The 23,579-nt window shown below is 67.4% G+C and carries 20 protein-coding genes, 1 pseudogene and 1 riboswitch; of the genes and pseudogenes, 7 read left to right on the top strand and 14 right to left on the bottom strand.

Annotation, left to right across the window (positions count from 1 at the left end; genetic code table 11):
• Positions 1–6: 6 nt before the first annotated feature.
• From E0H45_RS26385 to E0H45_RS26365, 5 genes are all read right to left on the bottom strand, one after another.
• Complete coding sequence (locus E0H45_RS26385) at positions 7–636, bottom strand: urea amidolyase associated protein UAAP2 (protein WP_131342212.1); 630 nt, start codon at positions 634–636, stop codon at positions 7–9.
• A complete protein-coding gene (locus E0H45_RS26380) occupies positions 633–1,280 on the bottom strand; it encodes a DUF1989 domain-containing protein (protein WP_131342211.1) in 648 nt (215 codons plus the stop codon). The genes E0H45_RS26385 and E0H45_RS26380 overlap by 4 nt, the downstream gene beginning before the upstream one ends.
• Complete coding sequence (locus E0H45_RS26375) at positions 1,277–2,860, bottom strand: amino acid permease (protein ID WP_131342208.1); 1,584 nt, start codon at positions 2,858–2,860, stop codon at positions 1,277–1,279. Before E0H45_RS26375 ends, E0H45_RS26380 begins: the two co-directional genes overlap by 4 nt.
• A 54-nt stretch (positions 2,861–2,914) precedes the next feature.
• Positions 2,915–3,047: riboswitch (guanidine-I (ykkC/yxkD leader) on the bottom strand.
• A gap of 97 nt (positions 3,048–3,144) precedes the next feature.
• Complete coding sequence (locus tag E0H45_RS26370; RefSeq protein ID WP_131342207.1) at positions 3,145–4,083, bottom strand: NAD-dependent epimerase/dehydratase family protein; 939 nt, start codon at positions 4,081–4,083, stop codon at positions 3,145–3,147.
• Between the two features lie 71 nt (positions 4,084–4,154).
• Positions 4,155–5,552, bottom strand: a complete 1,398-nt coding sequence (locus E0H45_RS26365; protein ID WP_238155289.1) for a serine hydrolase domain-containing protein — start codon at positions 5,550–5,552, stop codon at positions 4,155–4,157.
• 37 nt (positions 5,553–5,589) lie between these two features.
• Here E0H45_RS26365 and E0H45_RS26360 point away from each other — a divergent pair, with 37 nt between their 5' ends.
• The gene (locus E0H45_RS26360) at positions 5,590–6,486 is read left to right on the top strand and encodes a diacylglycerol/lipid kinase family protein (protein WP_238155288.1); all 897 of its coding nucleotides are present in this window, start codon (positions 5,590–5,592) and stop codon (positions 6,484–6,486) included.
• Here E0H45_RS26360 and sigJ read toward each other — a convergent pair.
• Entirely contained in the window at positions 6,460–7,317 is an 858-nt protein-coding gene (sigJ, locus tag E0H45_RS26355; RefSeq protein ID WP_131342203.1) for an RNA polymerase sigma factor SigJ, read from the bottom strand. The genes E0H45_RS26360 and sigJ overlap by 27 nt on opposite strands.
• 78 nt (positions 7,318–7,395) lie before the next feature.
• Between sigJ and E0H45_RS26350 the strand changes: the two genes are divergently transcribed.
• Entirely contained in the window at positions 7,396–7,764 is a 369-nt protein-coding gene (locus E0H45_RS26350; RefSeq protein WP_131342201.1) for a DoxX family protein, read from the top strand.
• An 11-nt stretch (positions 7,765–7,775) separates the two neighbouring features.
• Here the strand turns inward: E0H45_RS26350 and pulA are convergent, their stop codons facing one another.
• From pulA to E0H45_RS26325, 5 genes are all read right to left on the bottom strand, one after another.
• Positions 7,776–13,427, bottom strand: a complete 5,652-nt coding sequence (pulA, locus tag E0H45_RS26345; protein WP_131342199.1) for a pullulanase-type alpha-1,6-glucosidase — start codon at positions 13,425–13,427, stop codon at positions 7,776–7,778.
• Between the two features lie 75 nt (positions 13,428–13,502).
• Positions 13,503–14,225 carry an SIR2 family NAD-dependent protein deacylase gene (locus tag E0H45_RS26340; protein ID WP_131342197.1) on the bottom strand — a complete coding sequence of 241 codons (723 nt, stop codon included), beginning with the start codon at positions 14,223–14,225 and terminating at the stop codon, positions 13,503–13,505.
• Between the two features lie 3 nt (positions 14,226–14,228).
• Complete coding sequence (locus E0H45_RS26335; RefSeq protein ID WP_131342195.1) at positions 14,229–14,789, bottom strand: GNAT family N-acetyltransferase; 561 nt, start codon at positions 14,787–14,789, stop codon at positions 14,229–14,231.
• Between the two features lie 13 nt (positions 14,790–14,802).
• Positions 14,803–15,015 (bottom strand): sulfurtransferase TusA family protein, encoded by a 213-nt coding sequence (locus tag E0H45_RS26330; protein WP_131342193.1) that lies wholly within the window; start codon positions 15,013–15,015, stop codon positions 14,803–14,805.
• Positions 15,012–16,127: a cysteine desulfurase family protein gene (locus E0H45_RS26325; RefSeq protein WP_202872520.1), complete on the bottom strand. Its 1,116-nt coding sequence runs from the start codon at positions 16,125–16,127 to the stop codon at positions 15,012–15,014. The genes E0H45_RS26330 and E0H45_RS26325 overlap by 4 nt, the downstream gene beginning before the upstream one ends.
• Before the next feature lie 94 nt (positions 16,128–16,221).
• Between E0H45_RS26325 and ctaC the strand changes: the two genes are divergently transcribed.
• From ctaC to E0H45_RS26305, 4 genes are all read left to right on the top strand, one after another.
• Positions 16,222–17,106 (top strand): aa3-type cytochrome oxidase subunit II, encoded by an 885-nt coding sequence (gene ctaC, locus E0H45_RS26320; protein ID WP_131342191.1) that lies wholly within the window; start codon positions 16,222–16,224, stop codon positions 17,104–17,106.
• 26 nt (positions 17,107–17,132) lie between these two features.
• Entirely contained in the window at positions 17,133–18,893 is a 1,761-nt protein-coding gene (gene ctaD, locus E0H45_RS26315) for an aa3-type cytochrome oxidase subunit I (RefSeq protein WP_475009185.1), read from the top strand.
• Positions 18,890–19,285: a cytochrome c oxidase subunit 4 gene (locus E0H45_RS26310; protein WP_131342187.1), complete on the top strand. Its 396-nt coding sequence runs from the start codon at positions 18,890–18,892 to the stop codon at positions 19,283–19,285. The genes ctaD and E0H45_RS26310 overlap by 4 nt, the downstream gene beginning before the upstream one ends.
• 198 nt (positions 19,286–19,483) lie before the next feature.
• Positions 19,484–20,734, top strand: coding sequence for a L,D-transpeptidase (locus E0H45_RS26305; RefSeq protein WP_238155286.1), 1,251 nt, complete (start codon positions 19,484–19,486; stop codon positions 20,732–20,734).
• An 84-nt stretch (positions 20,735–20,818) separates the two neighbouring features.
• Here the strand turns inward: E0H45_RS26305 and E0H45_RS43380 are convergent, their stop codons facing one another.
• The 3 genes and pseudogenes from E0H45_RS43380 to E0H45_RS26290 all read right to left on the bottom strand — a co-directional run bounded on the left by E0H45_RS43380 (position 20,819) and on the right by E0H45_RS26290 (position 22,999).
• Entirely contained in the window at positions 20,819–21,136 is a 318-nt protein-coding gene (locus tag E0H45_RS43380) for an HNH endonuclease signature motif containing protein (protein WP_272949012.1), read from the bottom strand.
• A pseudogene (locus tag E0H45_RS43690) lies at positions 21,122–21,682 on the bottom strand (DUF222 domain-containing protein); the annotation flags it as partial. The pseudogene E0H45_RS43690 and the gene E0H45_RS43380, both read right to left, overlap by 15 nt.
• 489 nt (positions 21,683–22,171) lie before the next feature.
• On the bottom strand, positions 22,172–22,999 hold the full coding sequence (locus E0H45_RS26290; RefSeq protein WP_131342179.1) for an alpha/beta hydrolase: 828 nt from the start codon (positions 22,997–22,999) through the stop codon (positions 22,172–22,174).
• 41 nt (positions 23,000–23,040) lie between these two features.
• On the opposite strand from E0H45_RS26290, the gene E0H45_RS26285 reads away from it, so the two are divergent.
• On the top strand, positions 23,041–23,505 hold the full coding sequence (locus E0H45_RS26285) for a MarR family winged helix-turn-helix transcriptional regulator (RefSeq protein ID WP_131342177.1): 465 nt from the start codon (positions 23,041–23,043) through the stop codon (positions 23,503–23,505).
• Positions 23,506–23,579: the final 74 nt, after the last annotated feature.

Below are 23,579 nucleotides of genomic sequence, written 5' to 3'. Positions count from 1 at the left end.
CCACCGTCACCACCGGCCCAGCAGCTGGATCGGCGTCGGATCCCAGCCGTTACAAGGATTGTTGACCTGCGGACAATTGCTGATCAGCACGAACAGGTCGCGGCTCGCGGTGATCTCGACGTACTTTCCCGGGGCGGACAGTCCGTCCTCGAACGTGAGGCCGCCGCTCGACGTCACCGGCACGTTCATGAAGAAGTTGACGTTGTGGGCGAGGTGACGCTGGCCGATGCCCGCCTTCGCCCCGTAGCGCAGGAACGTCTGCCGGCAGGCGTGCTGATGCCGCGTGAACTCGCCGTACCGGATGACGTTGCTCTCCTGCGAGCAGGCGCCGCCGACGGTGTCGTGCCGGCCGCAGGTGTCGTCGGTGATCACGGCGAGTTCGTCGAGCCTGGTCGATACCAGGCGGGACCCGGTGGTCAGGAACACGGCCCGCTGCTCGCGGATCGTGTCGAAGGCGGAGTACCGGTTGTCGATGTCGTGGGCGTCGTAGAACAACGTGTCCACGGCCTGATTGCCGTGCAGGTCGACAATCCGCAGACGCCCACCCGACGGCACCGTCACGAGTGCGCCGTCGCCGGCTTCCACCACGGTGTCTAGCGAGGCGGCGGTTGTGGCGGTGGTTGAGGTGACGGTCATGCGATCAGCTCCCGGGTCAGGCGCAGCGCGCGGGTCGCTTCCTCGCGGAGTTCGGGATCGTCTGTGTGAGCCGGCGTTTCGATCTGTACGGCGACGCCTGCGGCAGGCTCGTCGGACAGGGCGTGGGGTGCGGTCGAGAGGAAGATCAGGAGGTCTTGGTCGGCCCGGAGCGTGACGGTGTCACCTGCGTGGGCGTGGTCGGGGACGTAGGTGAGCGACGCTCGTGGATCGTCTGCGACGGAGACCTTGCTGAAGAAGTTGATGCAGGCGTGCAGATCAGCTTCGCCGAAGCCGTGTTTGGTGAGTTCGAGTAAGAGGAGCTGGTCGGGGAGGGCGCCGGTGAGGCAGTCGTGCCAGTCGAGGCTTGAGGCGGTGACGGTTGCCAGGGCCAGGCCGCGATCCGACATCAGAACCATGCCTGGCTTGATGCGTGCTGACATCTGGGACTTCAACGTGTCGGGGATGTTCAGGCGATCGAGGCGGTCGGCGCCGATCATCAGCATGGTCGCGTTCGCACCGTCGGCGAGTGCGGTCAGCGTGACGGTGCGTCCGGCCCGCACCGGCGCGGACCACGCAACGGCGCCCGGAACCTCGTGCGTATGAGCGGGAGTGAGCGTGGGGTTTGGTGTGGCGGCCGGGGTCATGCGCTGGCGCCTTCTGCTTCGACGGTCGGTGTGGTGGTGCGTACAGGTACGCCGATCGAGGCGTGGTACGCCGTGCGCTGGGCCCGGTAAGCGAGGAGGCCGCCGACTGCGACGACGCCGAGGGTGATCAGCGGGAGGTACTGCAGGTACCAGCCGTCGCCTGCCGGGTCGTACACGTCGGCGCGTGGCCACCCGAGATTGATCGCCATCGCGAGTCCGTAGGCGACCGCAACAATGTTGACAATCAGACCAAACCGCCCGAGCGAGAACAACGGCCGGCCGTTCTCGTCCACGCCGCCGGGCAGTCCGCCGCCGGTCAGACGCCGTACCAGCAGTGGCGTCGTGACCATCAGATAGGCGATGTAGAGCAGCATGATGCAGACGCTGGCAAGGCCCAGGAACAGGCCGGCGTTTCCCACGTTCACCACCAGGCAGACACCGGCCAGCACACCGGGCACCACCGTCGCAGCGACTGGCGTACCGGTCCGCGTGGACACCTTGCGCAGCTGCCGCGATCCCGGCAGCACGTTGTCTCGCGCCATCGAGAAGAGCATCCGGGCCGCCGCGGTCTGGATCGCCAGCGTGCACACGCAGACCGCGAGGGCGACATCGAGGAGCAGCAGCTTGCCTGCCGTCGTACCGAGCCGGCTTGTCAGCACGTAGGGGAGACCCTGGGTGGCGAGGTCTCCGTCGGTCAGCGACGGCGCCGCCATCAGCGCCGCGACGATCAGGAAGGCGCCGCCGATCCCCGAGGCGGTGACCGCGCGGATGATCGTCCGGGGCGTCGTGGCCCGCGGCTTGTGCGTCTCCTCCGACAATTCGCCGGCGCTGTCGAACCCGACCAGCACGTACGCCGCCATCAACGCCGAGATGAGCAGCGGTACGACATACCCGGTGGTGCTGTCGAGGTTCGTCGTGTGCAGTACGACGGACGGACCGCGCTCGGCTCTGCTTGTCAACAATATGACGATCAGAACGACGCCAATCAGCTCGCAGGTCACGCCGACCGAGTTCACGACCGCGGTGATGCGGACGCTCGTCGCGTTGAGCGCGGTGGTAGCGACGAGCAGCAGACAGCCGAGGAGTACGGCGTTCGCCGCGCCGTCCTTCGATGCGAGAGCGGGGTCGGTGCCGACCAGTTGGAAGCCGGGCCAGACCGCGGGCAGTACGACCTGCAGCGCGATGGCTGCCGTGGCCAGCGTGATGATCTGCGCGATCACCATGGTCCAGCCCGCGAACCATCCGACGACCGCGCCACCGAGGCGGCGGGCCCACTGGTAGATAGCGCCGGACAACGGGTACCGGGCGGCGAGCTCGGCGAAGCACAACGCCACCATCAGCTGACCGGTGAGGACGACCGGCCAGGTCCAGAAGAACGCCGTACCGCCGAAGCCGAAGCCCAGACCGAACAGCTGGAAGACGGTGGTGAGGATGGAGACGAACGAGAAACCGGCCGCGAACGACGCATAACTGCCGACGCGGCGTGAGAGCTGCTGGGCGTAGCCGAAGCCACCGAGATCTCGCGCGCCCAGTTGATCGGTGGTCGGTGATTCGGGGGTTGCTGTGCTGGATCCTGGCATTCCGGCCTCCGCTGGATCGGCCCGGAACGCACACGGCAGCCCGGGGCCATCAAGGCCTCCCGGGCTTTTGTCCCGCCGTGGAGCGGTGCGGTCGCGACTACATCGTCAACACAGACAGCACCGCCTCCCCTCTCGGACCAGTCCTGCCGTCAGATCGACCAGCAGCGGAACCCTAGGGGCGCCCCGCCGTTCCGGCGGGTCTGTTCCAGTTCAGGACGAGCCGGTTTCAGCAGTCGTCCTCGTGTGTAACAGCGAAGTAAAGGAATCCTCTCACCTGTCCCGCGTCACAGGCCGTGGCGGAAACCTTCGCGCCAGGAGGTGTAGCCGGGTTGCCAGTCGAAGGTCTGCTTGGCGAGGGTGTTGTCGGCGCCGCGGATCTCGGTGAAGGCGGCCACACCGACGTCGCCGGCCGCGAGGCGGCCGAGCCAGGTCGGGACGCGCAGCGGCGCTTTCGCACCGAGGATCCTGGCGAACTCGGGCAGCCAGACCGCCGCCTGCGCCGGGTCGTCGTCCGCGACGTGGAACACGCCGGTGACGTCGCTCTCGATCGCCTTCACTGTTGCCGCCGCTGCGTCGTCGTAGTGGATGAAGGACCAGACCCCGCTGCCGTCGCCGATCAGCGGGAGCCGGCGCTTCTGGATCATCTCGACCATCGACCCGCCTTTGCCGATGTCGCCGGTCGGGCCGTAAAAGTTCGCGTACCGCAACGCGACGCCCTCGATCCCTTCGGTGTTCAGGGCCGCGGACTCGAGGTGCTTGATCCCGGCCATCGTCTGCCGCTGGGCGGGCACCGGGTTCGGGTCGAGCGGGTCCGCCTCGGTCTTCGCGGCGGATCCACCGTGCTCGAGGTTCCAGCCGGCGTACGACTGGACGACGAACCGTCGTACGCCGGCCGCCTGGGAGGCCGCGAGCAGGTTGTCGGTGCCTTCGATCCGCAGTCGGTTCGTCATCGCGAAGCTGTCGTCGAAGTGCTTGAAGTCGATGCCGCTCTTGAGCGCCGTCATCTGGTGTACGACGACCTCCGGGCGGACCGACTCCACCGCGGCGCGTACGGCGGCGGCGTCCAGGCCGTCCGCGAGTACGGCGTCCGCACCGAACGCCCGCACCCCGGCCGCGCCCGACTCGGACCGGGTCATCCCGGTCACCTCGTGTCCGGCCGCGATCAGCTGCGGTACCAGTGACCGGCCCAGTCCGCCGGTCGCGCCTGCCACCAAAACCTTCATGTCATCCTCCGTCGTCCGTGATTACGACCCGGAGGACACGCGCCGGTCCCGGCTTTGTGACATGACGTGGATCACTTCTCCGAAACGGCAGTGAAGCTGGTCGGTCCGAAGGAGACGTTGAGCTGACCGTCGATGGTCATCGTGTCGCCCTCGGTCCGGCAGGTGAGGGTGGCGAGGAACGGGGTCTCGATCCAGCGGAACGTCGCGACGAAGGCGTCGCCGTCGCCGTACGCGCTGGTCAGGACCCGCTCACCGGTCTCGGGACCGGCGTCCTCGAACGGGCCTGCTGCGGTCTGCTCCTGCCACGCACCGGCCGCGCAGACCAGGTCGTGGCGCTGGCCCTGCTGGTCCTCGAAGCTGAACGTGCCGGTGCCGTCGGGGTCGAGTCGTACGGCGGTCAGGCCGGTCGGGTTGTTCACCACGAAGCGGTACGTCTGCCCGTTGCCCGGTGCGGGTGCGGGACCGCTCGGCGGTGCAAGCTCGAGCCGCTCTGGGCGTTGCGTCGCGGGGACTTCCTTGCCTTCGAGGGCCGGCAGCAGGTAGTCCCAGGCGGTGTTCAGGATCGCCTGCATATCGCTTGTCGCGCTCGTGGTGATAAGCGCCGCGTCGTACTCCGGGAAGACCAGAATGAACTGCCCGAACGCGCCGTCGCCGCGATACGTGGTGTGGCGGCCGCGCCAGAACTGGAAGCCGTAGCCCTGATGCCAGTCCGGGTTCTCCTCCTTGTCATTGGGGACCTGCTTCGAGGTGGCGGCCTCGTACCATTCCGCGGGGACGAGTTGCTTGCCGTTCCACTCGCCGTGCTGCAGCAGGAGCTGACCGAAGCACGCCATGGACTCGGTGTTGAGGCTCAGGCCCCAGCCTCCGACGACGATGCCTTCTTTCGACACCTGCCAGGTCGCCTCGGTGGCGCCGAGCGGCTCGAACAGCCGCGGACGCAGGTAGTCGAGCAGGCTCTCGCCGGTGAGACGCTGCAAGATCGCCGACAGCATGTACGTCGCGCCGCTGTTGTACACGAACTCCGTGCCCGGCTCGTGCTGCACGTCGAGTCCGAGGAAGATCTTCACCATCCGGCGATCCCGGCTGAGCGCCTCGACGGTGTCCTGCGAGTGCCCGGTCGTCATCGTCAGCAGGTGCCGGACCTTCATCGCGGCCAGGTTGTCGCTGACCGTCTCGGGCAACTCGTCCGCGTTGAAGAACGAGATCACCTGGTCGTCCAGTGACAACAGCCCCGCGTCGATCGCGAGCCCGATGCCGGTCGACGTGAAACTCTTCGACACCGAGAACAGCAGGTGCCGATCCTCCAGCCGGTACGGCGCCCACGCCTCCTCCAGCACCACGTGGCCGTGCCGCACCAGCATCACGGTCTGGATCTCCGGTCGCCCGGCGTCGAGCGCTCCGACGAAATTGTCGAGCGCGGCAGCGGACAGCCCCTGGGCTTCTGGCGTACTCCGTGGAAGTCTGCTCATTCTCAGCACGCTATCTCTCCGAACGGACAAATATCAGGTGAGTTCTGCCAGGCGGGCAGCCGTGATCGTGAACCCGGTGAAGGTCGACGGCGACGACTTCCGTCGTACCGTCGAGAAGGCGCTGGCCGCGCGGGGGTACGAGAATCCGCTGTGGCTGGAGACGACCGAGGACGACGCCGGTGTGACGATGGCCCGGCGTTCGATCGACGAGGCGGTCGACCTGGTCCTGGTGGCCGGCGGTGACGGGACCGTGCGGGTGGTGTGCGCCGAGCTCGCCGGGACCGATATCCCGGCGGGGGTGCTGCCGGCCGGAACCGGGAACCTGCTCGCCCGCAACCTCGGCATCTCGCTCGAGCTCGAGACCGCGCTGGCCGAGGTACTCGATGGCTCGGACCGGCGGATCGACAGCGTGCGGGTCGAGGGAGACCAGTTGCCGGCCGACCGTTTCGTGGTGATGGCAGGCCTCGGGCTGGATGCCGCGATCATCGCGGATGCCCCCGAGGACCTGAAGAAGCGGGCCGGCTGGGCGGCGTACGTCGTGTCGACGCTGAAGAACCTGAACCATCCGTTCGTCCGGGTCGAGATCACGGTCGACGACCAGCCCGCGGTACGCCGTCGCGCGCGCACCGTGGTGCTCGGCAACGTCGGCACGCTGCAGGCGAACATCCCGCTGCTGCCGGACGCAGCACCCGACGACGGGCGGATCGACGCGGTGCTCCTCACCCCGCGCCGGGTCAGTCAGTGGCCGCGGCTCTTGCTCGGCCTGGTGCTCAAGTCCTGGCGCGAGGAACATCTGCAGCGCTTCACCGGTCGTCGCATCCAGGTCCGGGCGGAGCGGACAGTACGGCGCCAGCTCGATGGCGACACCGTCTCGAACGGCACGTCGTTGACCGCCGAGGTCGACGCGTCAGCTCTGGTCGTCCGGGTGCCCTGACGGCTGGAGGTGGGTCAGCTTGTCGGGATTCACGATGCCGTGGATCGCGGTGATCCGGCCTTCGGCGATGGTGAACGACCAGACCGCGACGGTGTGGTTCGACCGATCGTGGATCCGCAGCGCGGGCTGACCGCCGACATGCACCGGCTCGGAGGTCAGTTCGCGGAACTTGCCGAAGGCGCCGATGAGCATCCGGGCCACGTTGCCGGCGCCGTGCACCGGACGGGGGAAGCCGCCCTTGCCGCCGCCGTCGCCGGTGAAGGTCGCGTCCGGGGTGAGTACGGCGACGAGTGCCTCCAGCTCACCGTCCTCGGCGGCCGCGACGAACCGTCGTACCAGCTCGTCGCGTTCCTGCGGGGACGGGTCGAAGCGCGGTCGATTGTCGGCAATCCGACGGCGGGCGCGGACGGCGAGCTGGCGGCAGTTGGCCGGCGTCTTGCCGAGGAAGCCGGCGAGATCGTCGTACGAGTAGCCGAACACGTCACCGAGCAGGAACACCGCGCGCTGGTCCGGGGTGAGTCGTTCGAGGACGACGAGGAACGCGGTGGAGAGCGAGTCCGAGAGCGCGGCGCGGTCTGCAAGGTCGACGTACTCGTCGACGGCCGGCTCCGGCAGCCACGGTCCGAGGTACTCCTCCCGCTGCCGTCGCGCCGATCGCAGTTGGTCGATCGCCAGGCGGGTCGTCACCGTGGTCAGGAACGCCTTCGGTGAAGTGACCTCGGGCTCCCGGTGCAGCCGCAGGTACGCCTCTTGTACGACGTCCTCCGCGTCCCCGAACGTGCCCAGCATCCGGTACGCGATCGACAGCAGCAGCGGCCTGAGTTCCTCCATCACACCAATCACAGACGATCGGGGACGCCTTCCAGTGACAGTGTCACAGCTCTGAGCTGTCGATCGTCTGCAATCGACATGAATACGATCACCTGGATCTTCAGCGGAGTGCTGGCGGTTGTCTTCACGATCTCGGGCGTCCTGAAGGCCGTCATGTCTCGTGCTCGCCTGATCGCCACCGGTCAGACCGGGATCGCCCCGTTCCCCATGCCGCTGGTCCGCTTCGTGGCTGTCTGCGAGCTCCTCGCGGTGGCCGGTCTCTTCGCGCCTTGGCTGTCCGGCACCGCCCGCGTCCTCACCCCACTCGCGGCCGTGGGCCTGTGCGTCGTCATGATCGGCGCGGCCACCTCCCACTCCTCGCTGCGCGAGCCCGGCTCGACAGCCGCCAACACCATCCTTCTGGCGTTGGCGGCTTTCGTAGCGGCAGCTCGGTTCGCCGGCCTCTAGCGCTGGACTCTCTAGTGCTGGACCAGTACGGCGACAGTTCGCGGCGGGACTGTTGCGGTGCCCGCGGCCGAGGACCACGTGGTCTGCTTGACCACTGCATCAGAGCCGTTGGCCTGCACAGGGGACAAGCTCAGGTTCGCGCCGGTCAGACCGGGGACCTGCTGGGTGACCGTGGAGTTGGTGGAGTTGAAGACGACCACGAGGCCCTTCAGGGCCGGGTCGACGTCCGGGCCGACGGTGTCGTCGACGCGCATGGTGATGACGCCCGGCGTCGTACCGCTCAGGGGGAAGCTCAGTTTCTGATTGATGAGAGCGGCCGACCCGAGGCGGAACAGGGGAGTGGAGAAGCGCAGCTTCAGCAGATCGGCGGCCGCGGCGGAGGCCGAGGCCACATCGGTCGCCGACGGCTTCAGGGCCGCGGTGCCGAGCAGCGGCCGCATGTACTGCCACTTGGCCTCGTTGTCGGTCTTCGGCGGCAGCCCGTGCCCGAAGCCGTTGTCGGCACCGGTCCAGTCGAGCGTGTTGAACCAGTCGCCGGAGTCGTACGAGTTGCGGTCCAGCGACTTGCTCCGCAGCAGGTCCGCGCCGGCGTGCCAGAACGACGGTGTCTGCGCCAGCGCGGTCGTTGCCAGCGACAACGTGTTCATCCGGATCCGGTCCGGCATCGGCAGGTTCGGCGGCAGCTTGTAGGTCAGCGTGTCCCACAACGTTTCGTTGTCATGGGCATCGACGTACGTGATCACCTCGTCCGGCTGGTCGGCGTACCCGGCCGGTGAGCCGTTGTAGTCGACCTGGTCCCCGCGGACGACACTCCCGGAGGACGCCGACGTGAAGCTGAACGACCTCAGGTTGCCGGCCAGCCCGAGCTGGACCAGGTCGGTGTCGTGGGCGAGCCGCTTGGCGCGGTCGTCCGGCGTACCGTTCACCGGGTCACCGTTCGGGTCGCTCGCCTCGCCGGAGCCGAAGCCCTGGACCCGCGGGTTGTCGTCGAACGGCCCGCCGCCCCGGACCGCGTCCCGCAGCCGGTCGGAGAACGTGCCGATCCCGGTCCCGCCGAGATTCCCCTGCCGGGCCTGGACGAACAGCGCGTCGTTCGCGACCTCGCCGAAGTTCCAGCCCTCGCCGTACAGGTAGATCGACTTGCCGTCGACGCCGTCCTTGGCGAGCGTCAGCTTGTCCAGCGCGGCGCGGACCTTCAGCATGTTCGCCTTGGTGTGGTGACCCATCAGGTCGTACCGGAAGCCGTCAACGTGGTAGTTGCGCGCCCAGCTCACCGTGCCGTCGACCATGATCTTCTCGGCCATCGCATGCTCGGTCGCGATGTTGCTGCAGCAGGTCGAGGTCTCGACCTTCCCGGTCGCGTTGAGCCGCTGGTAGTACCCGGGCACGATCTGGTCCAGCACCGATGTCGGCGCCTGACCTGCGGCCGGGGTGTGGTTGAAGACCTGGTCGAGGACGACGCGCAGCCCGGCCTTGTGCAGTCCGCCGACCATCGTGCGGAACTCCGCGACGCGCGCCAGGCCATCCCGGGCAGTCGCGTACGACCCCTCCGGCGCGAGCCAGTGGAACGGGTCGTAGCCCCAGTTGAACCCGTCCTTCGCAGCCACCGCTGTCACGCAGGCCTGCTGCTGCTCGGAGTCGGGCGGCAGCGACTTGAGATCGCACGCGGGCGTCTGCTGTCCGGTCTCGGGGATTGATGCAATGTCGAATGTCGGCAATAGGTGCACGGTGTTGAGCCCGGCTGCCTTGAGCGACCGCAGGTGCTTGGTCCCGTTGCCTTCGTCGGCAAAGGCCAGATAGGTACCGCGGTGCGCAGCCGGCACCGTGCTGTCGTTGATCGAGAAGTCCCGCACGTGCAGCTCGTAGATGGTCGAGTCGACGCCCCGCGCGAGCTTCGGCGCGGGAGTGGTCGACCAGAGCGCCGGCTTACCCGCCGGATCGTTGAGATCAGCGGCAACGGAGTACGTCGAGTCGGTGGTCAACGCCACCGAATACGGGTCCGTGACGACGTTCGTCTCGACCTTGCCGGTGCTGGGTGCGTACACCTTCACCTGATAGCGGTACGACGCGTTCTTCCACGACCGTGATCCACTGACCGACCAGGAACCGTCGCCGTTGGTGTGCATTGGGATTGTCGACGATCCGATCGTCAGCCGCACGTCCTGGGCGGTCGGTGTCCAGAGGGTGAAGGTCGGCTTGCCGCCCTGCCACGTGACGCCGTAGGAGCGGCCGGTCGCGTTTCCGTAGACGTCGTCGAGCACACCCGGGATCTGGACGCCGGTCGCGTCCAGCAGTCGCACTGCGTCGTCGTACTGCGCCAGACCGAGCTGACCGGTGAGGATCTTGCGTACGTCCGCTTGGTCGAGCCGCAGTGTGGTGTACCCCGGTTTCACCACGGCGGGGTCGTAGCGCAGTGCGGCCGACGAGCCGCCGATGTCGTTCGCGTCGATCTTCAGCGAACCGGTGTCCGACCAGTGCAGCCGCCACCGGTACCGCTCGGCGTGGTCGACCGCGGGTACGGCGAGGGTGTTGCGGTCGAGCCAGTACGCCTTCGCCTGACTCAGGTCCGGCTGTGCACCGGGCTTGGCCGTCGTCACCGTGAACTGGTGGGTCGCGAGCACGTACGAGAACGTGACGACCAGCCCGTCCGACGGCACCACGACCGGTACGTTCTGAGCCGGGTAGCTCTCGTCCATTGACAGGTTGTGCGCGACCTTCGCCTCATAGTTGCCCGCCTTCAGCTCGCTGGTGGACCAGGTGTAGGTCCCGTCGCCGTCCTCGTCGGTCAACCAGGGTCGCATGCAGGACGGATCCCAGTCCGTCGGACAGCCCAGTGCGGTCTGGAACGACCCGGGCGCAGTGATGATCGGCCCCTGTGCGGTGGACGTGGCGAAGTGCCGTCCGTGCTCGTAGTAGAACGTGACCGGTGTGGTCGGTGCGGTGTACGAGATGTTGGCGCCGTTCAGCACACCGCCGGCGCCGTAGTTCTCGTCCCAGGTCTTGTTGATCGCCGCCTTGTACGCGTGCTCACCGGGCGGCAACGTGTACGTGCCCTTCCAGACCTTGTCCTTCGCGTCCAGCTTCAGCTGAGCCTGCCCGCAGTCCGGCGCCCAGTCCCCGCCGCAGCCCATCTCACTGTTGTGGTCTCCCGGGACAGATACGTTGGCCGGCTGTACGACGGGACCTGTCCCGCCACCGCCGCCACCCGGCGCAGCAGCGTCACCAACCACGCCGTACGAACCGGAGACCGAGTAGTTGCCCGAGGCATCCCGCAGTACGGCGCGGTACTCGAGCAGCGTGCCCTTGGCCAGCCCGGACACGTCGTGGAAGACGCGGTACGGCGCGTTGTCGTCGGCACCGAGCCGCTTCCACGCCGTCGTACCCACAGGTCGGTAGCCGAACGTCACTGTCACCGGGGTGTTCGCTGGGACCGCAGCAGCGATCTCTGCGCGCCCACCGACCGCTGCACCGGCCTCTGGCGAGCTCATGTAGACGTTGGGCGCCTTGGCCCGCGGCGGGACCTTGGTCTGGGCCTGGTACACCGTCACGGACAGAGGACCCTGGCTGACGGCCACCCTGCCCTCACGGTCGGTCTTCACCGACTTTGAGCCGCCGTACACAGGCTTGAGCCACGTGTTCGGTCCGTACGTCGCCACCGTCGCAGCGGCCGCGGTGTTCGAGTTGTTCGCGACCACCAGGTACTCGACGTTGTCGCTGCCGATCCGACTGAACGCGTACAGGCCGTTGGCCTTGGACGCGTACCTGTGCACCTGTCGCCCGTCGGACAGGGCGGGGTACTTGGCACGCAGTTTCGCCATCGCCGCGATGTGCTTGTACATCGGCGAGCTGACGTCGTACCTGTCCTTGTTGCCGATCGTCGTCGTACCCGTGCCGTCGACGACCTCGTCGTCCGCGTAGTCGGCGGTCTGGGTCGCGAACATGTCCTGCCGCGCGTCCTTGTCACCACCGGGACCTGTGAAGCCCTGCTCGTCGCCGTAGTAGATGACCGGCTGGCCGCGGGTCAGGTACATCAGCGAATGTGCCAGCTTGTCCCGCGCGAGCAGGTCCTGACCGGCGGCGCCGCCCTGCTTCAGGAACGTGCCCACACGGCCCATGTCGTGGTTGCCGAGGAACGTCGGCAGCTCGTACGCGTTCGAGTCCGTGTCGGTGTAGTAGTCGTCGTCCGCGTAGAAGTCCTGCAGCTTGGTACTCGGGTCGCCCTTCGCGTACGCGACCGCGCTCTGCTGGAACCCGAAGTCGAGCGTCGCCTGCAGCGCGCCCTTGGTCGTGTAGGTCGACATGAACTGCGGGTTCGCGTCGAAGACCTCGCCGAACATGAAGAAGTTCTTCGAGCCGGCGTTCTTCGCCGCCGCCAGGATCGCGGGCGAGAACTTCTGCCAGAACTCGATGTTCACATGCTTCACGGTGTCGATCCGGAACCCGTCGATCCCGAGCTCGGCCCAGGTCTTGTAGACGTCGATCATCCCGTCCCGGACCTTCGGCTGCTCGGTGAACAGGTCGTCCAGCCCGACGAAGTCGCCGTACTCCGCGCTCTCGCCGGCGAACGTCGAGTCGCCGCGGTTGTGGTACAGCGTCGGGTCGTTCAGCCAGGCCGGGACCTTGACGGTCTCGTCGGCCGGCGTCCGGAAGACCGGGATGTTGGGGAAGGAGATGTTCTTGTCCAGCGCCGGGAAGGTGTCGGTGCCGGCATAGTCCTTGTCGTTGAATTCCTTGCCCTGGGCATCCTTGTACGGCGAGGTGGACTTCGGGATGTAGCCGTACTGGCCGGACTGGTAGTCGATCACGTCCGCGGTGTGGTTGGTGATGATGTCGAAGAAGACCTTCATCCCCTTGCGGTGCGCGAGGTCGATCAGCTGCTGCATGTCGGCGTTGGTGCCCAGGTGCGGATCGATCTGGGTGAAGTCGGTGATCCAGTACCCGTGGTACCCAGCGCTCGCATTGGCGCCGGAGCCCTGCACCGGTTGGTTCTTGAACGACGGGGTCAGCCAGATCGACGTCGTACCGAGGGACTTGATGTAGTCGAGCTTCTGGATCACTCCGGCGAGGTCACCGCCGTGGTAGAAACCCTTGTCCTTCGGATCGAGCCCGGTCTGCAGCCGGTCACCGGTGAGTCCGCCGGCGTCGTTCGCCTTGTTGCCATTGGCGAACCGGTCAGCCATCAGGAAGTAGAACCGCTCCTTGGTGAGGTCCGGGCGCAGGCTCGGTGTCGCGAGCATCTTGTCGGCGGCCGTCACCGTCGGACCGGCGAGCTCCACCGGCGTCATCGTCACAACGTGACTAGTGTCGTTGTAACTGAACTGCACCTTGGCCGGGCCTTCGAGCCGCAGCGGGATGTTCTGGCCGTCCCGCACGCCGCCGGCGCCGTAGTTCTCGTCCCAGCTCTTGTTGACCGTGACCTTGAACTCGTACGACCCCGCCGGTACGTCGAACACCTTCGTGTACGGCGCACTCGCACCCAGACTGGACGCGTCGCAGCCCGGATCCCAGTCGGTCGCGCACCCCAACTCGCTCTGCAACGAGCCCGCGACGGTGATCACCTTGTCCGCCGTCACTTGGGCTGGAGCCGGTGCTGCCGTACCCAACCCCAGTACGACCACTGCGGCTGCGGTGAAACCTGCTGTCGAACGCCTGAACCCGCGCATCACGTGCCCCTCCCCGCCGACTCACCCTGCCGGGGACGGTAGCCGCCGCCTTTTACCGTGAGGAGGGCTCGAATGTCACGGTAAGGTCACGAGGTCCGGCAGTGTCGTCTCGATCGGTGTGCGCAGCACAGTCGTCGCCTGCTCGTCGTACGGCGTCGGTTGTGCGTTCATGACGATCAGAGGCTTTCCGGCATTCAGCGCGAGGTCGCAGAGACCCGCGGCCGGGTAGACCTGCAGTGACGTGCCGACAGCCAGGAACAGGTCGGCTGACTCGGTGGCTGCGACAGCTCGGTCCAGTACCGCCCGGTCGAGAGACTGGCCGAACGAGACGGTGGCGGACTTCAGGATGCCGCCGCACACCTCACAAGCCGGGTCCTCGTCGCCTGACTCGAGTCGGGGGAGTACGTCGGCCATCGGGATCTGGCGCTCGCACTGGAGACAGTCGACGTACCAGACCGTGCCGTGCAGCTCGTGGACCAGCTCCGGCGACGAGCCGGCCTTCTGGTGCAGCCCGTCGACGTTCTGCGTGATCAGACCGGTCAGACGGCCCTGCCGCTCCAGCTCGACCAGAGCGAGATGACCCGGGTTCGGTTCGGCCGTCCACGCCGGCACGGCCAGCCGGTGCTTCCAGGTCGCCACCCGGACCTCGCGACTGGCGACGTACTCGTCGATGTCGAACATCGCCTCTGCGGCCGGGTTCTTCGTCCATATCCCCTGCGGGCCCCGGAAGTCGGGGATCCCCGACGCGGTCGAGATCCCGGCGCCGGTCAGTACGGCGATGCGTTCGGCCTTGATCACACCTCAGACGGTATCCATAGACGGCATCCATTCGGGGGCCAGTACGGACATCACGATCTCGTCGACCCACTCGCCGTCCCACCGCAGCGCGTCCCGCAGTACGCCCTCGGCCTTGAAGCCCGCCTTCTCGTAGGCGCGCTGGGCCCGCGGGTTGAACGCGTAGACGCCGAGGCTGATCCGGTGCAGGCCGAGCTGCTCGATGCCGTAGCCGACGATCAGCCGCGTCGCCTCGGTCCCGAGGCCGCGGCCCTGGCCGGCCGGGCCGATCAGGATCCGGAAGCTGCAGCACTGGTTGTCCGGGTCCCAGTTGTTCAGCACGGCCTCACCGACGACGGCCCCCGACGTCTTGTCGACGATGGCGAGGTCCAGCCGGTCGGTCTGGTCCTTGCGGGTCCGCATCCACTCGCGGGCCTGCTCCTCACCGATCTCGCCGTGGCTGCCGGTCAGGCGGGTGACGTCCGGGTCGTCCATGGCGGCGCGTAGCGCGTCGTAGTCGCCCTCGTCCAGTGGGCGCAGGACCACCAGGTCCCCGGTGAGCGTCGGCTTGTACGCGAAGTCGGTCACGTCGCGCAGTGTGTCAGCTGACTCGCCGTACGACGTACTGGTTTTCCCCGGCCGACACCAGCTCCTGAGAGCGCATCCGGCACCACGCCGGGATGTCGGTCGCCGCGGCCGGGTCGTCGGCCAGCACTGTCACCGTGTCGCCCACGGCAACAGTCGGTAGCGTTTTGGCCAGTTTGATCACCGGGAGTGGACAGAGCAGGCCGCGACAGTCCAGGTCGACGTTCACATCCCCACCTCCGCCCGGATCCGCTGCACCAGTCCTGGAAGGACAGCACAGAACCGCTGCACCTCGTCGTGGGTCGTGTCGCGCCCGAGAGAGACACGGACGTTGCCGTGGGTCAGTACGCCCATCGCTGCCAGCACGTGCGAGGGCCGGAGCGTGCTCGACGTACAGGCCGAACCACTGGAGACGGCGAACCCCTCAGCGTCCAGTGCGGTCACCAGCGCCTCACCGTCCACATAGAGACAGGAGAACGTGAGGATGTGCGGCAGGCGGTCGTCCGCGTCGCCTACTACTTCGACATCGGGGATGTCCGCGGCCACACGACGGCGTACCTCGTCGATCCAGGCCCTGTGCTGCTTGCCGAGCTCCTCCGCCTCAGCCAGCCGCGCCTGCAACGCAGCGGCTGCAGCCAGGGCGTTGGGGACGTTCGGGAACCCGGGGGAGAGGCCGTCCTCCCGCTCGTCCATCGGCCACGCCGGTGCGATCCGCGTGCCCTTCTTCACAGCCAGCAGCCCGACACCCGCGGGTCCGCCCCACTTGTGTGCGCTTGCCGCGAGCACCGACCAGCCCGCGGGTACGACGTCGTGCGCGACCGACGCGGACGCGTCAACAAACAGCGGTACGTCGCCTGCTGCCGCAGCTGCCGCCTCGATCGGCTGGCGCGTCCCCACCTCATGGTTCGCCGACTGCAGCGCAGCTACAGCCACACCAGGTCGCCGTACGGCGTCTGTGAAGGCGGCCAGCCCGACCCGCCCCAGCCGGTCCACGCCGACCTCGACCGCCGCCTCTCCAGCCGTGTGCAGTACGGCGGAATGCTCGACCGCACTGTGCACGATCGTTGCCCCGACCCGGCTGCGCGCGGCCCGTACCGCGGTCAGACCGGCCTGGATCGCCGCCGTACCGGAGGTGGTCAGGTACAACTCGTCCGGCCGCACCCCGACCGCGTCCGCGAGGACCGCGCGGGCGTTGTCCAGCAGCAGTCTCGCGGTCCGGCCCTCGTGGTGCAGACGCACCGGATCGGCCCATCCGGAATCCACTGCCGAGAGCAACATCTCCCGTGCCGCAGGGTGCATCGGCTCGGCCGATGCGGCGTCCAGATACGTACGCTCGCTCACAGGGGAAACGCTAAGCCCTACCTATGCGCGGAGACGCGAATGGTGTCCAGTAGTGTTTGGTCGTCAGTCTCACTTGGGAAGGGAAAGGCGCCCCGTGGGTTCGAACGGCACGCCCGGAGTGGAGGAGCGACCGGCAGGTTCTGCCGGCGCCACACGGCCGGCGAAGCGTCGCCTGCTGGTCGGCAGTGCAGTGGTGCTCGGCACCCTGCTGCTGACCGGTTGCTCGACGGCGACCACTGAGCAGTGGAAACGACTCGGTCTGCCCGAGGGCGCATCGGACCGGACCGAGGCCATTCGCAGCCTCTGGATCGGGGCGTGGATCGCCGCCCTGATCGTCGGCGTGATGGTCTGGGGCCTGATCCTGTGGGTTTCGGTGCGGTACCGCAAGCGCAACGACGAGGCACCCCGGCAGGTGCGGTACAACCTGCCGCTCGAGGTGCTCTACACCCTGGCCCCGTTCGCGATCATCGGTGTGCTGTTCTTCTACACCGTCGAGCACGGCAACCAGGTCACGAGGATGGACGCCAACCCGCAGCACACCGTGAACGTGGTGGGCCAGCAGTGGCAGTGGACCTTCAACTACAAGGACACCGTCGACGGGCAGCAGGGCGTCTGGGAGACCGGCACGATGGACAAGCCGGCCACCCTGTGGCTGCCGGTGAACGAGTCGGTCCACTTCGACCTGACCTCGCCGGACGTCATCCACTCCTTCTGGGTGCCGTCGTTCTACTTCAAGCTCGACGTGATCCCGGGCAAGACGAACAAGTTCGAGCTGACCCCGACCAAGACCGGCACCTTCGCCGGCAAGTGCGCTGAGCTCTGCGGGCTCTACCACAGCCGGATGGTCTTCACCGTCAAGGTGGTCTCCCGCGACGAGTACGACGCACACCTGCGCGAACTGGCCGCCAGGGGCCAGACCGGCGCCGCAACCGGCGGCGCCGACGCCACCACCATTCCCGGTACAGGGGGCGAGAAGTGACCGACTTCGCCGAGCGCACCGGCGCTATCGGTAGCACCAGCGCGCTGCCCCGGCGGCGCAGCAAGGGCGAGTTGCTGGTCAAGTACCTGACCACGACGGACCACAAGCTGATCGGGCACATGTACCTGATCACGTCGTTCGCGTTCTTCCTGATCGGCGGCGTGATGGCGCTGCTGATCCGCGCCGAGCTGGCCAAGCCGGGTCTGCAGATCGTGAACGAAGAGGTGTACAACCAGCTCTTCACGATGCACGGCACGATCATGCTGCTGCTGTTCGCGACCCCGCTGTTCGTCGGCTTCGCGAACGAGATCATGCCGATCCAGATCGGCGCCCCCGACGTCGCGTTCCCGCGGCTGAACATGTTCAGCTTCTGGCTGTTCCTGTTCGGCGGCCTGATCACGATCAGCGGCTTCTTCACCCCGGGCGGCGCGGCCGACTTCGGCTGGTTCGCCTACGCCCCGCTGTCGAACGCGGTCCGTTCGCCGGGCATCGGCGGCGACCTGTGGATCATGGGTCTGTGGATGGCCGGTCTGGGCACGATCCTGGGTGCGGTCAACTTCATCACCACGATCATCACCATGCGCGCTCCGGGTATGACGATGTTCCGGATGCCGATCTTCACCTGGAACATCCTGGTCACGTCGATCCTGGTCCTGATCGCCTTCCCGATCCTGGCGGCGGCGCTGCTGGTGCTGGAGGCGGACCGAACACTCGGGGCCCATGTCTTCGACGCGGCCAACGGCGGGCCGATACTTTGGCAACACCTGTTCTGGTTCTTCGGGCATCCCGAGGTGTACATCATCGCGCTGCCGTTCTTCGGCATCGTGACCGAGATCCTGCCGGTGTTCAGCCGGAAGCCGGTCTTCGGCTACATCGGTCTGGTCAGCGCGACCCTCGGTATCGCGGTCCTCTCGGTGGCGGTGTGGGCACACCACATGTTCGTCACCGGCGCGGTGAACCTGCCGTTCTTCTCGTTCATGACGTTCCTGATCGCGGTCCCGACCGGCGTGAAGTTCTTCAACTGGATCGGCACGATCTGGGGCGGGTCGGTGTCGTTCGACACCCCGATGCTCTGGTCGGTGGGCTTCCTGACCACCTTCCTCTTCGGCGGTCTGACCGGCGTCATCCTGGCCTCGCCGGCACTGGACTACCAGCTGTCCGACTCGTACTTCGTGGTCGCGCACTTCCACTACGTCGTCTTCGGCACCGTGGTGTTCGCGATGTTCGCCGGGTTCTACTTCTGGTGGCCGAAGTTCACCGGGCGGATGCTCGACGAGCGGCTCGGCAAGCTGCACTTCTGGCTGCTGTTCATCGGCTTCCACACCACGTTCCTCGTGCAGCACTGGCTCGGCGTCGAGGGCATGCCGCGGCGCTACGCGTCGTACGGCGCCAACGAAGGCTTCACCACGCTGAACGAGGTGTCCAGCGTCGGTGCCTTCATCCTGGGCGCGTCGATGCTGCCGTTCTTCTACAACATCTACAAGTCCCGCAAGACCCCGCCGGTGGGTGTCGACGACCCGTGGGGCTGGGGCCGCTCGCTGGAGTGGGCGACCAGCTCGCCGCCGCCGCGGCACAACTTCGAGAAGCTGCCCCGGATCCGTTCGGAGTCCCCGGCGTTCGACCTGCACCACGCCGACCTGGCGCTCGCGGAGTACCCGGACAACCGGGCCGGCAAGGACAACCTGCTGGACGCGGGTGAGGACCAGGGCCGCGTCGAGCACCTGGTCGAGCAGGTCGAGTCCGATGCTGAGTCCGATGCCGGGAACGACGGGAAGGACAAGGCGTGAAGGTCGAAGCCTGGGTCTTCGGGATCCTGAGTGTGTTCGTGCTCGTCGTCACGCCGATCTACTGGCTGATGTCCGAGGACCCGACCGGCACCACCGCACTGGTGATGACGTTCTTCCTGTCACTGCTGGTGGCGTTCTACCTGAGCGTCACCGCCCGGCGGATGGACGCCCGGCCGGAGGACCGCAAGGAAGCGGAGATCGTCGAAGGGGCCGGCGAGCTCGGCTTCTTCCCGCCGTACTCCTGGTGGCCGCTGTGGTGCGCGCTGACGCTGGCGGTGGTCGTCCTCGGCGTCGTCTTCGGCTGGTGGCTGTTCATCGCCGGCTGCGGGATCGGCATCGTCACGCTGAGCGGGTTCATCTTCGAGTACTACCGCGGTGACCACGCTCACTAGTTGAGAGTCGTACGAAAAACGCCGTCCGGGAACGAACCGGGCGGCGTTTTCGTGCGTCTGTAGTAGTGCGCACCGGTACGGAGAGTTGTGGACCGTACCAGAACGGCGCGCACGGATGCAGGGAAATGTCGCTGCGGCAGGTTACCCTTACCGCGGTCTGACTAAACAGGGGAGAACTGGGGAATGGTGAGCGGTTCGGTGAGGAAGCACGGCCTTGCCGTGGCGGGGATCTGCGTCCTGCTGCTGGCCGGTACTGCCTGTAGCGACACAGAGGCCGGCGGCGGCACCGGCGGCGGCGGGCAGTCGACGCCGAGTACGTCCACGTCGCAGAGCACCTCGCCAGGTGCCTCCAGCACACCAGGGAACTCGACGAGTCCGTCGGAGACCCCGGGGTCGGCCAGCATCGCGATCGTGCCCGCCAAGGGCGCCTCGTCGGTGCAGCCGGACAAGCCGGTGACGGTGACCACCACGGCCGGCAAGCTGACCGCGGTCACGCTCAAGGACGACGACGGCGACAAGGTGACCGGCAGCTTCAACGCCGAGAAGACCCAGTGGACGTCGTTGCCGCAGCTCAAGCCCGGCGCCACGTACACGGTGAGCGGCTCGGCCGAGGGCACCGACGGTGCCACCGTGCCGATCAGCTCGACCTTCAAGACGCTGAAGGCGTCGAAGAGCCTGAAGGCCTCGGTCGTCCCGCTGAACGGTGAGACCGTCGGCGTCGCGCTGCCGGTCCAGATCTTCTGGAACAACCCGGTCAAGGACCGCGCCGCGGTCGAGAAGCGGCTCACGGTGAAGACCTCGGTGCCGGTCGACGGCAGCTGGCACTGGGTGAACAGCAAGCAGGTCAACTACCGCCCGAAGAACTACTGGCCGGCCGGCACCAAGGTGACCGTCGACATCGGCACCCTGGGCGTCAACGCGGGCAACAACACCTGGGGCACCGCGAGCCGGACGATCGCGTTCACCATCGGCAAGTCGGTGGTCACCAACATCAACGTCAAGAAGCACACGATGGCGGTGACGATCAACGGCAAGCTGGCCCGGACCATCCCGATCACCGCCGGCAAGGACGGCTTCACCACCCGCAGCGGCGTGAAGGTGATCATGGAGAAGTTCCCGGTGAAGCGGATGGACGCGGCGACGGTCGGCCTCAAGCCCGGCGACCCGGAGTACTACAACATCCCGGACGTGAAGTGGGCCCAGCGGGTCACCAGCTCCGGCGAGTTCATCCACGGCGCCCCGTGGTCGTCCGGCAGCCAGGGCAGCTCCAACGTCAGCCACGGCTGCGTGGGCATGAGCCTCAAGGACGCCCAGTGGTACTACAACCAGACCCTCCGCGGCGACCCGGTGATCGTCACCGGCACCACCCGCCACATGGAGCCCGGTAACGGCTGGACCGACTGGAACGGCACCTGGGCCGCCTACAAGGCCGGCTCCGCCCTCTCCTGACGCACCAAGACGCAACAGCCTCCTCCCCGCATGCCCGCGGTCAGGAGGCTGTTGTGTTTTCACCACTGGCTGGAGCTCCGTGGTTCAGCCCGCTGGTACGTCGGCCAACGCGAAGTCGGCCGCTTGTCGGAGGACAGCCTTGTCGGCCTTCCATCGTGAGCGCTGTCTGGGTGGTGGTTCTGCCCAGCTCGGGCGGGCGACCTTGACCATCCCGTCGGTGATCGTGACGCGCCACTGGCCGTTGTGCAGGGCGACGTGGTGGCGTCGGCACACGAGCGCGAGGTTGGAGGTCTTCGTCTCGCCGCCGTCGATCCAGGAGCGCAGGTGGTGCGCGTCGCACATGATCGGCGGTGCGCCGCAGACGACGCAGCCTTGGTCGCGGGCGTTGAGTGCGCGACGCATCGCCCGAGTCACCAGGCGTTCGCTGCGGCCCACGTCCAGGGGCTCGGAGTTCGCACCGAGGACGAGCGGGATGATCCTCGCGTCACAGGCCAAGCGCCGTACCGTGGCAGCCGACAGTCCGTCGCCGTACACCACCTGTCCGCTCGCGTTCGCGGTTGCCGCCTTCAGGTCCTCGAAGTCGATGGTGACCGTCAGCTGCGCCTTGGCTCCGAACCCGGGCACCACATCAGACGCGGAGCCTCCCGCGGCGAGATCCGTCTTCTGCGCGGTGTCGGTCGCCGCGGCGGCGATGCTGAGGGTGGCAGACAGCGCGTCGGCCTGGCGCTTCTCGCGGGAGCGTGGGTCGTGTTCGCCGTCGGCGGTCTTGTGTGGACGGGAACCGGCGTGGATCAGGGCACGAAAGAGTTCGGCGTTCTCGTTCGCGAGGTACCCGCGGAACTTCACACCGCGATCCTCCGGGGTAAAGGTCAGCGACTCGCGGCTGTACGCCTTGTCTTCCTCGGGCTCGGGTCCGTCGGTGTCCAGAATGTCCCGCATCTCCTTTGCCGGCCGCGCGCAGCTCTTGGGGAGACAGGTGCGCGGCGAGCTTCACCAGCTCCCGCTCGGCCGCGTCGAGATCAGCGACCGGCACATGCAACGGCACCCGCTCGAGCGCAGACACGATCGCCTCCGCCTGCGCCGGCCGCAGCAACCACTCACTCCCGTCATCCTCAGCGTTGTCGTCGAGGGCGCTGGATACGGCGTGGTACTTCGGCAGGGCCCGGGCGAGGCGGAGCGCTCGGCGGGCCACAGATGCGTCCTGCCGGTAGCGGAACGGCAGGAGCTCCGCGGTGTCCCGGGCGCCGAGTTCAGTGGCGTACCCAGTGCTCTCGATCGCGGCGATCACCGCCAACCGGTACGTCTCCCGGCGGGCAGCCTCAGCGTCCAGCGCGTCGAGAGTCGACAGCAGTTCGCTGCCACTCATCGACCACACCGGCCGCTCGCCCAGGAGTTCCATGCCATCGACCCTAGAGCCCCCGGCCGCCCAGAATCCCCTTATTTTGTGGGCAATTCGTGGGCCCACGCAGCCCACACCTCGTCCGCGTGGAGGGACGGGAGGGAGTGGTGGGTTGCGGTTTCGAGCTGTACGACGGTGGCGCTGGGGGAGAGCGTGTTGACGCGGCGGGTCAGCTGAGCTGCGTTGTGACTCTTGCTGCGGCCCGCGACGAAGACCAGGGGAGCGAGGCCTCGCAGCTGGTCGTCTGTGGGGCGTTTGGTGCGGACGAACGGAGTTGATGGCTGCTCCGCGGCCAGACCGGCCAGCTCCAGGACTTGAGGGTCCATGGGAAGGCCTTGCGTCTCCCAGCGCAGGAACGAGACGCTGCGCTTGCGGGACGGCCGCAGCAGGCCGGGCAGAGCCCGGAGAACGTACGGGACGCGCAGGCCGAGATAGCAGTCCGTCGGGTCGAGCAGAGCCAGCCGCTCCACGCGGTCCGGGTGCTCGATCGCATACGTGACCGCGATCCAGGCGCCGTACGAGTGACCGCACAACACCGCCCGTCCGATGCCGAGCCCATCGAAGGTGTTGCTCAACCACGTATGCAGGTCGGCCGGCGTCTTGGGCGTCCGACCACTGTTCGTACTGCGACCCGCATCGACAATCAGGTCGATCGCGTAGACGCGGTACCGCTCAGCGAGCCGCGGCGCGATCGTGAACCACACCGGTGACGTCGCGCCGTGCCCCGGAAGCAGTACGACGGGTGGTCCGTCAGCGGGACCGCACGCGTTGACATGCGTCGTACCGAACTCGTCGGTGAGCTCGAGCTGCTCGACCGGTACGTCCCAGCGGGTGAGGAGAGCGTCGTACGCGTCCTGAAAGCTCATGCCGCCGAGAATAGCTCACTCAGTGAGGTAAATTGTCGGGCATGCGTGAAGGAGTGACACCGGCTGACCCGGAGCGGGCCGCAGCATTAGAGATCGTGCACCTGCTCCGGGAGGTCGCCCTGCGGCTCGATCTGGCGGTCGGGGAGTTCGCCCGTACGACGGGATTGCACGGGACCGACGTACGGGCGCTGGTACGCCTCCTGGACGCCGAACGCGGGGGAGTGGAGGCCACGCCCACCTGGCTCGCTAAACAGCTCGGAATGACCTCTCAGGCGACGACAGCCGTCATCCACCGCCTGGAGGCTGCCGGGCACGTCGAACGCCTCAGAAGCCGCACAGACGGCCGCAGCGCCCGCCTCCAGGTCTCCGATACCGCAGTAGCCCTCGGCTGGCAGTTCTTCGGCCCGCTCCTGGACCGCCTGATCACTGTCACCAGCGCACTCACAGCCGCCGAGCGAACGACCGTCGGCGACTACCTGACCGAGGTCACCGGAGCTCTCGACTGACCGCTTGCGGTCACACGGGCGCAGGGTGCGGTCACGAGCGGTCGCTGGCCCCTTCGCGTCAATAGGCTCGCTCC

The organism is Kribbella soli, from assembly GCF_004331345.1.
In the GTDB taxonomy this organism is placed as follows: Bacteria; Actinomycetota; Actinomycetes; order Propionibacteriales; family Kribbellaceae; genus Kribbella; species Kribbella soli.
This window is presented reverse-complemented; position numbering and strand designations above follow the sequence as displayed.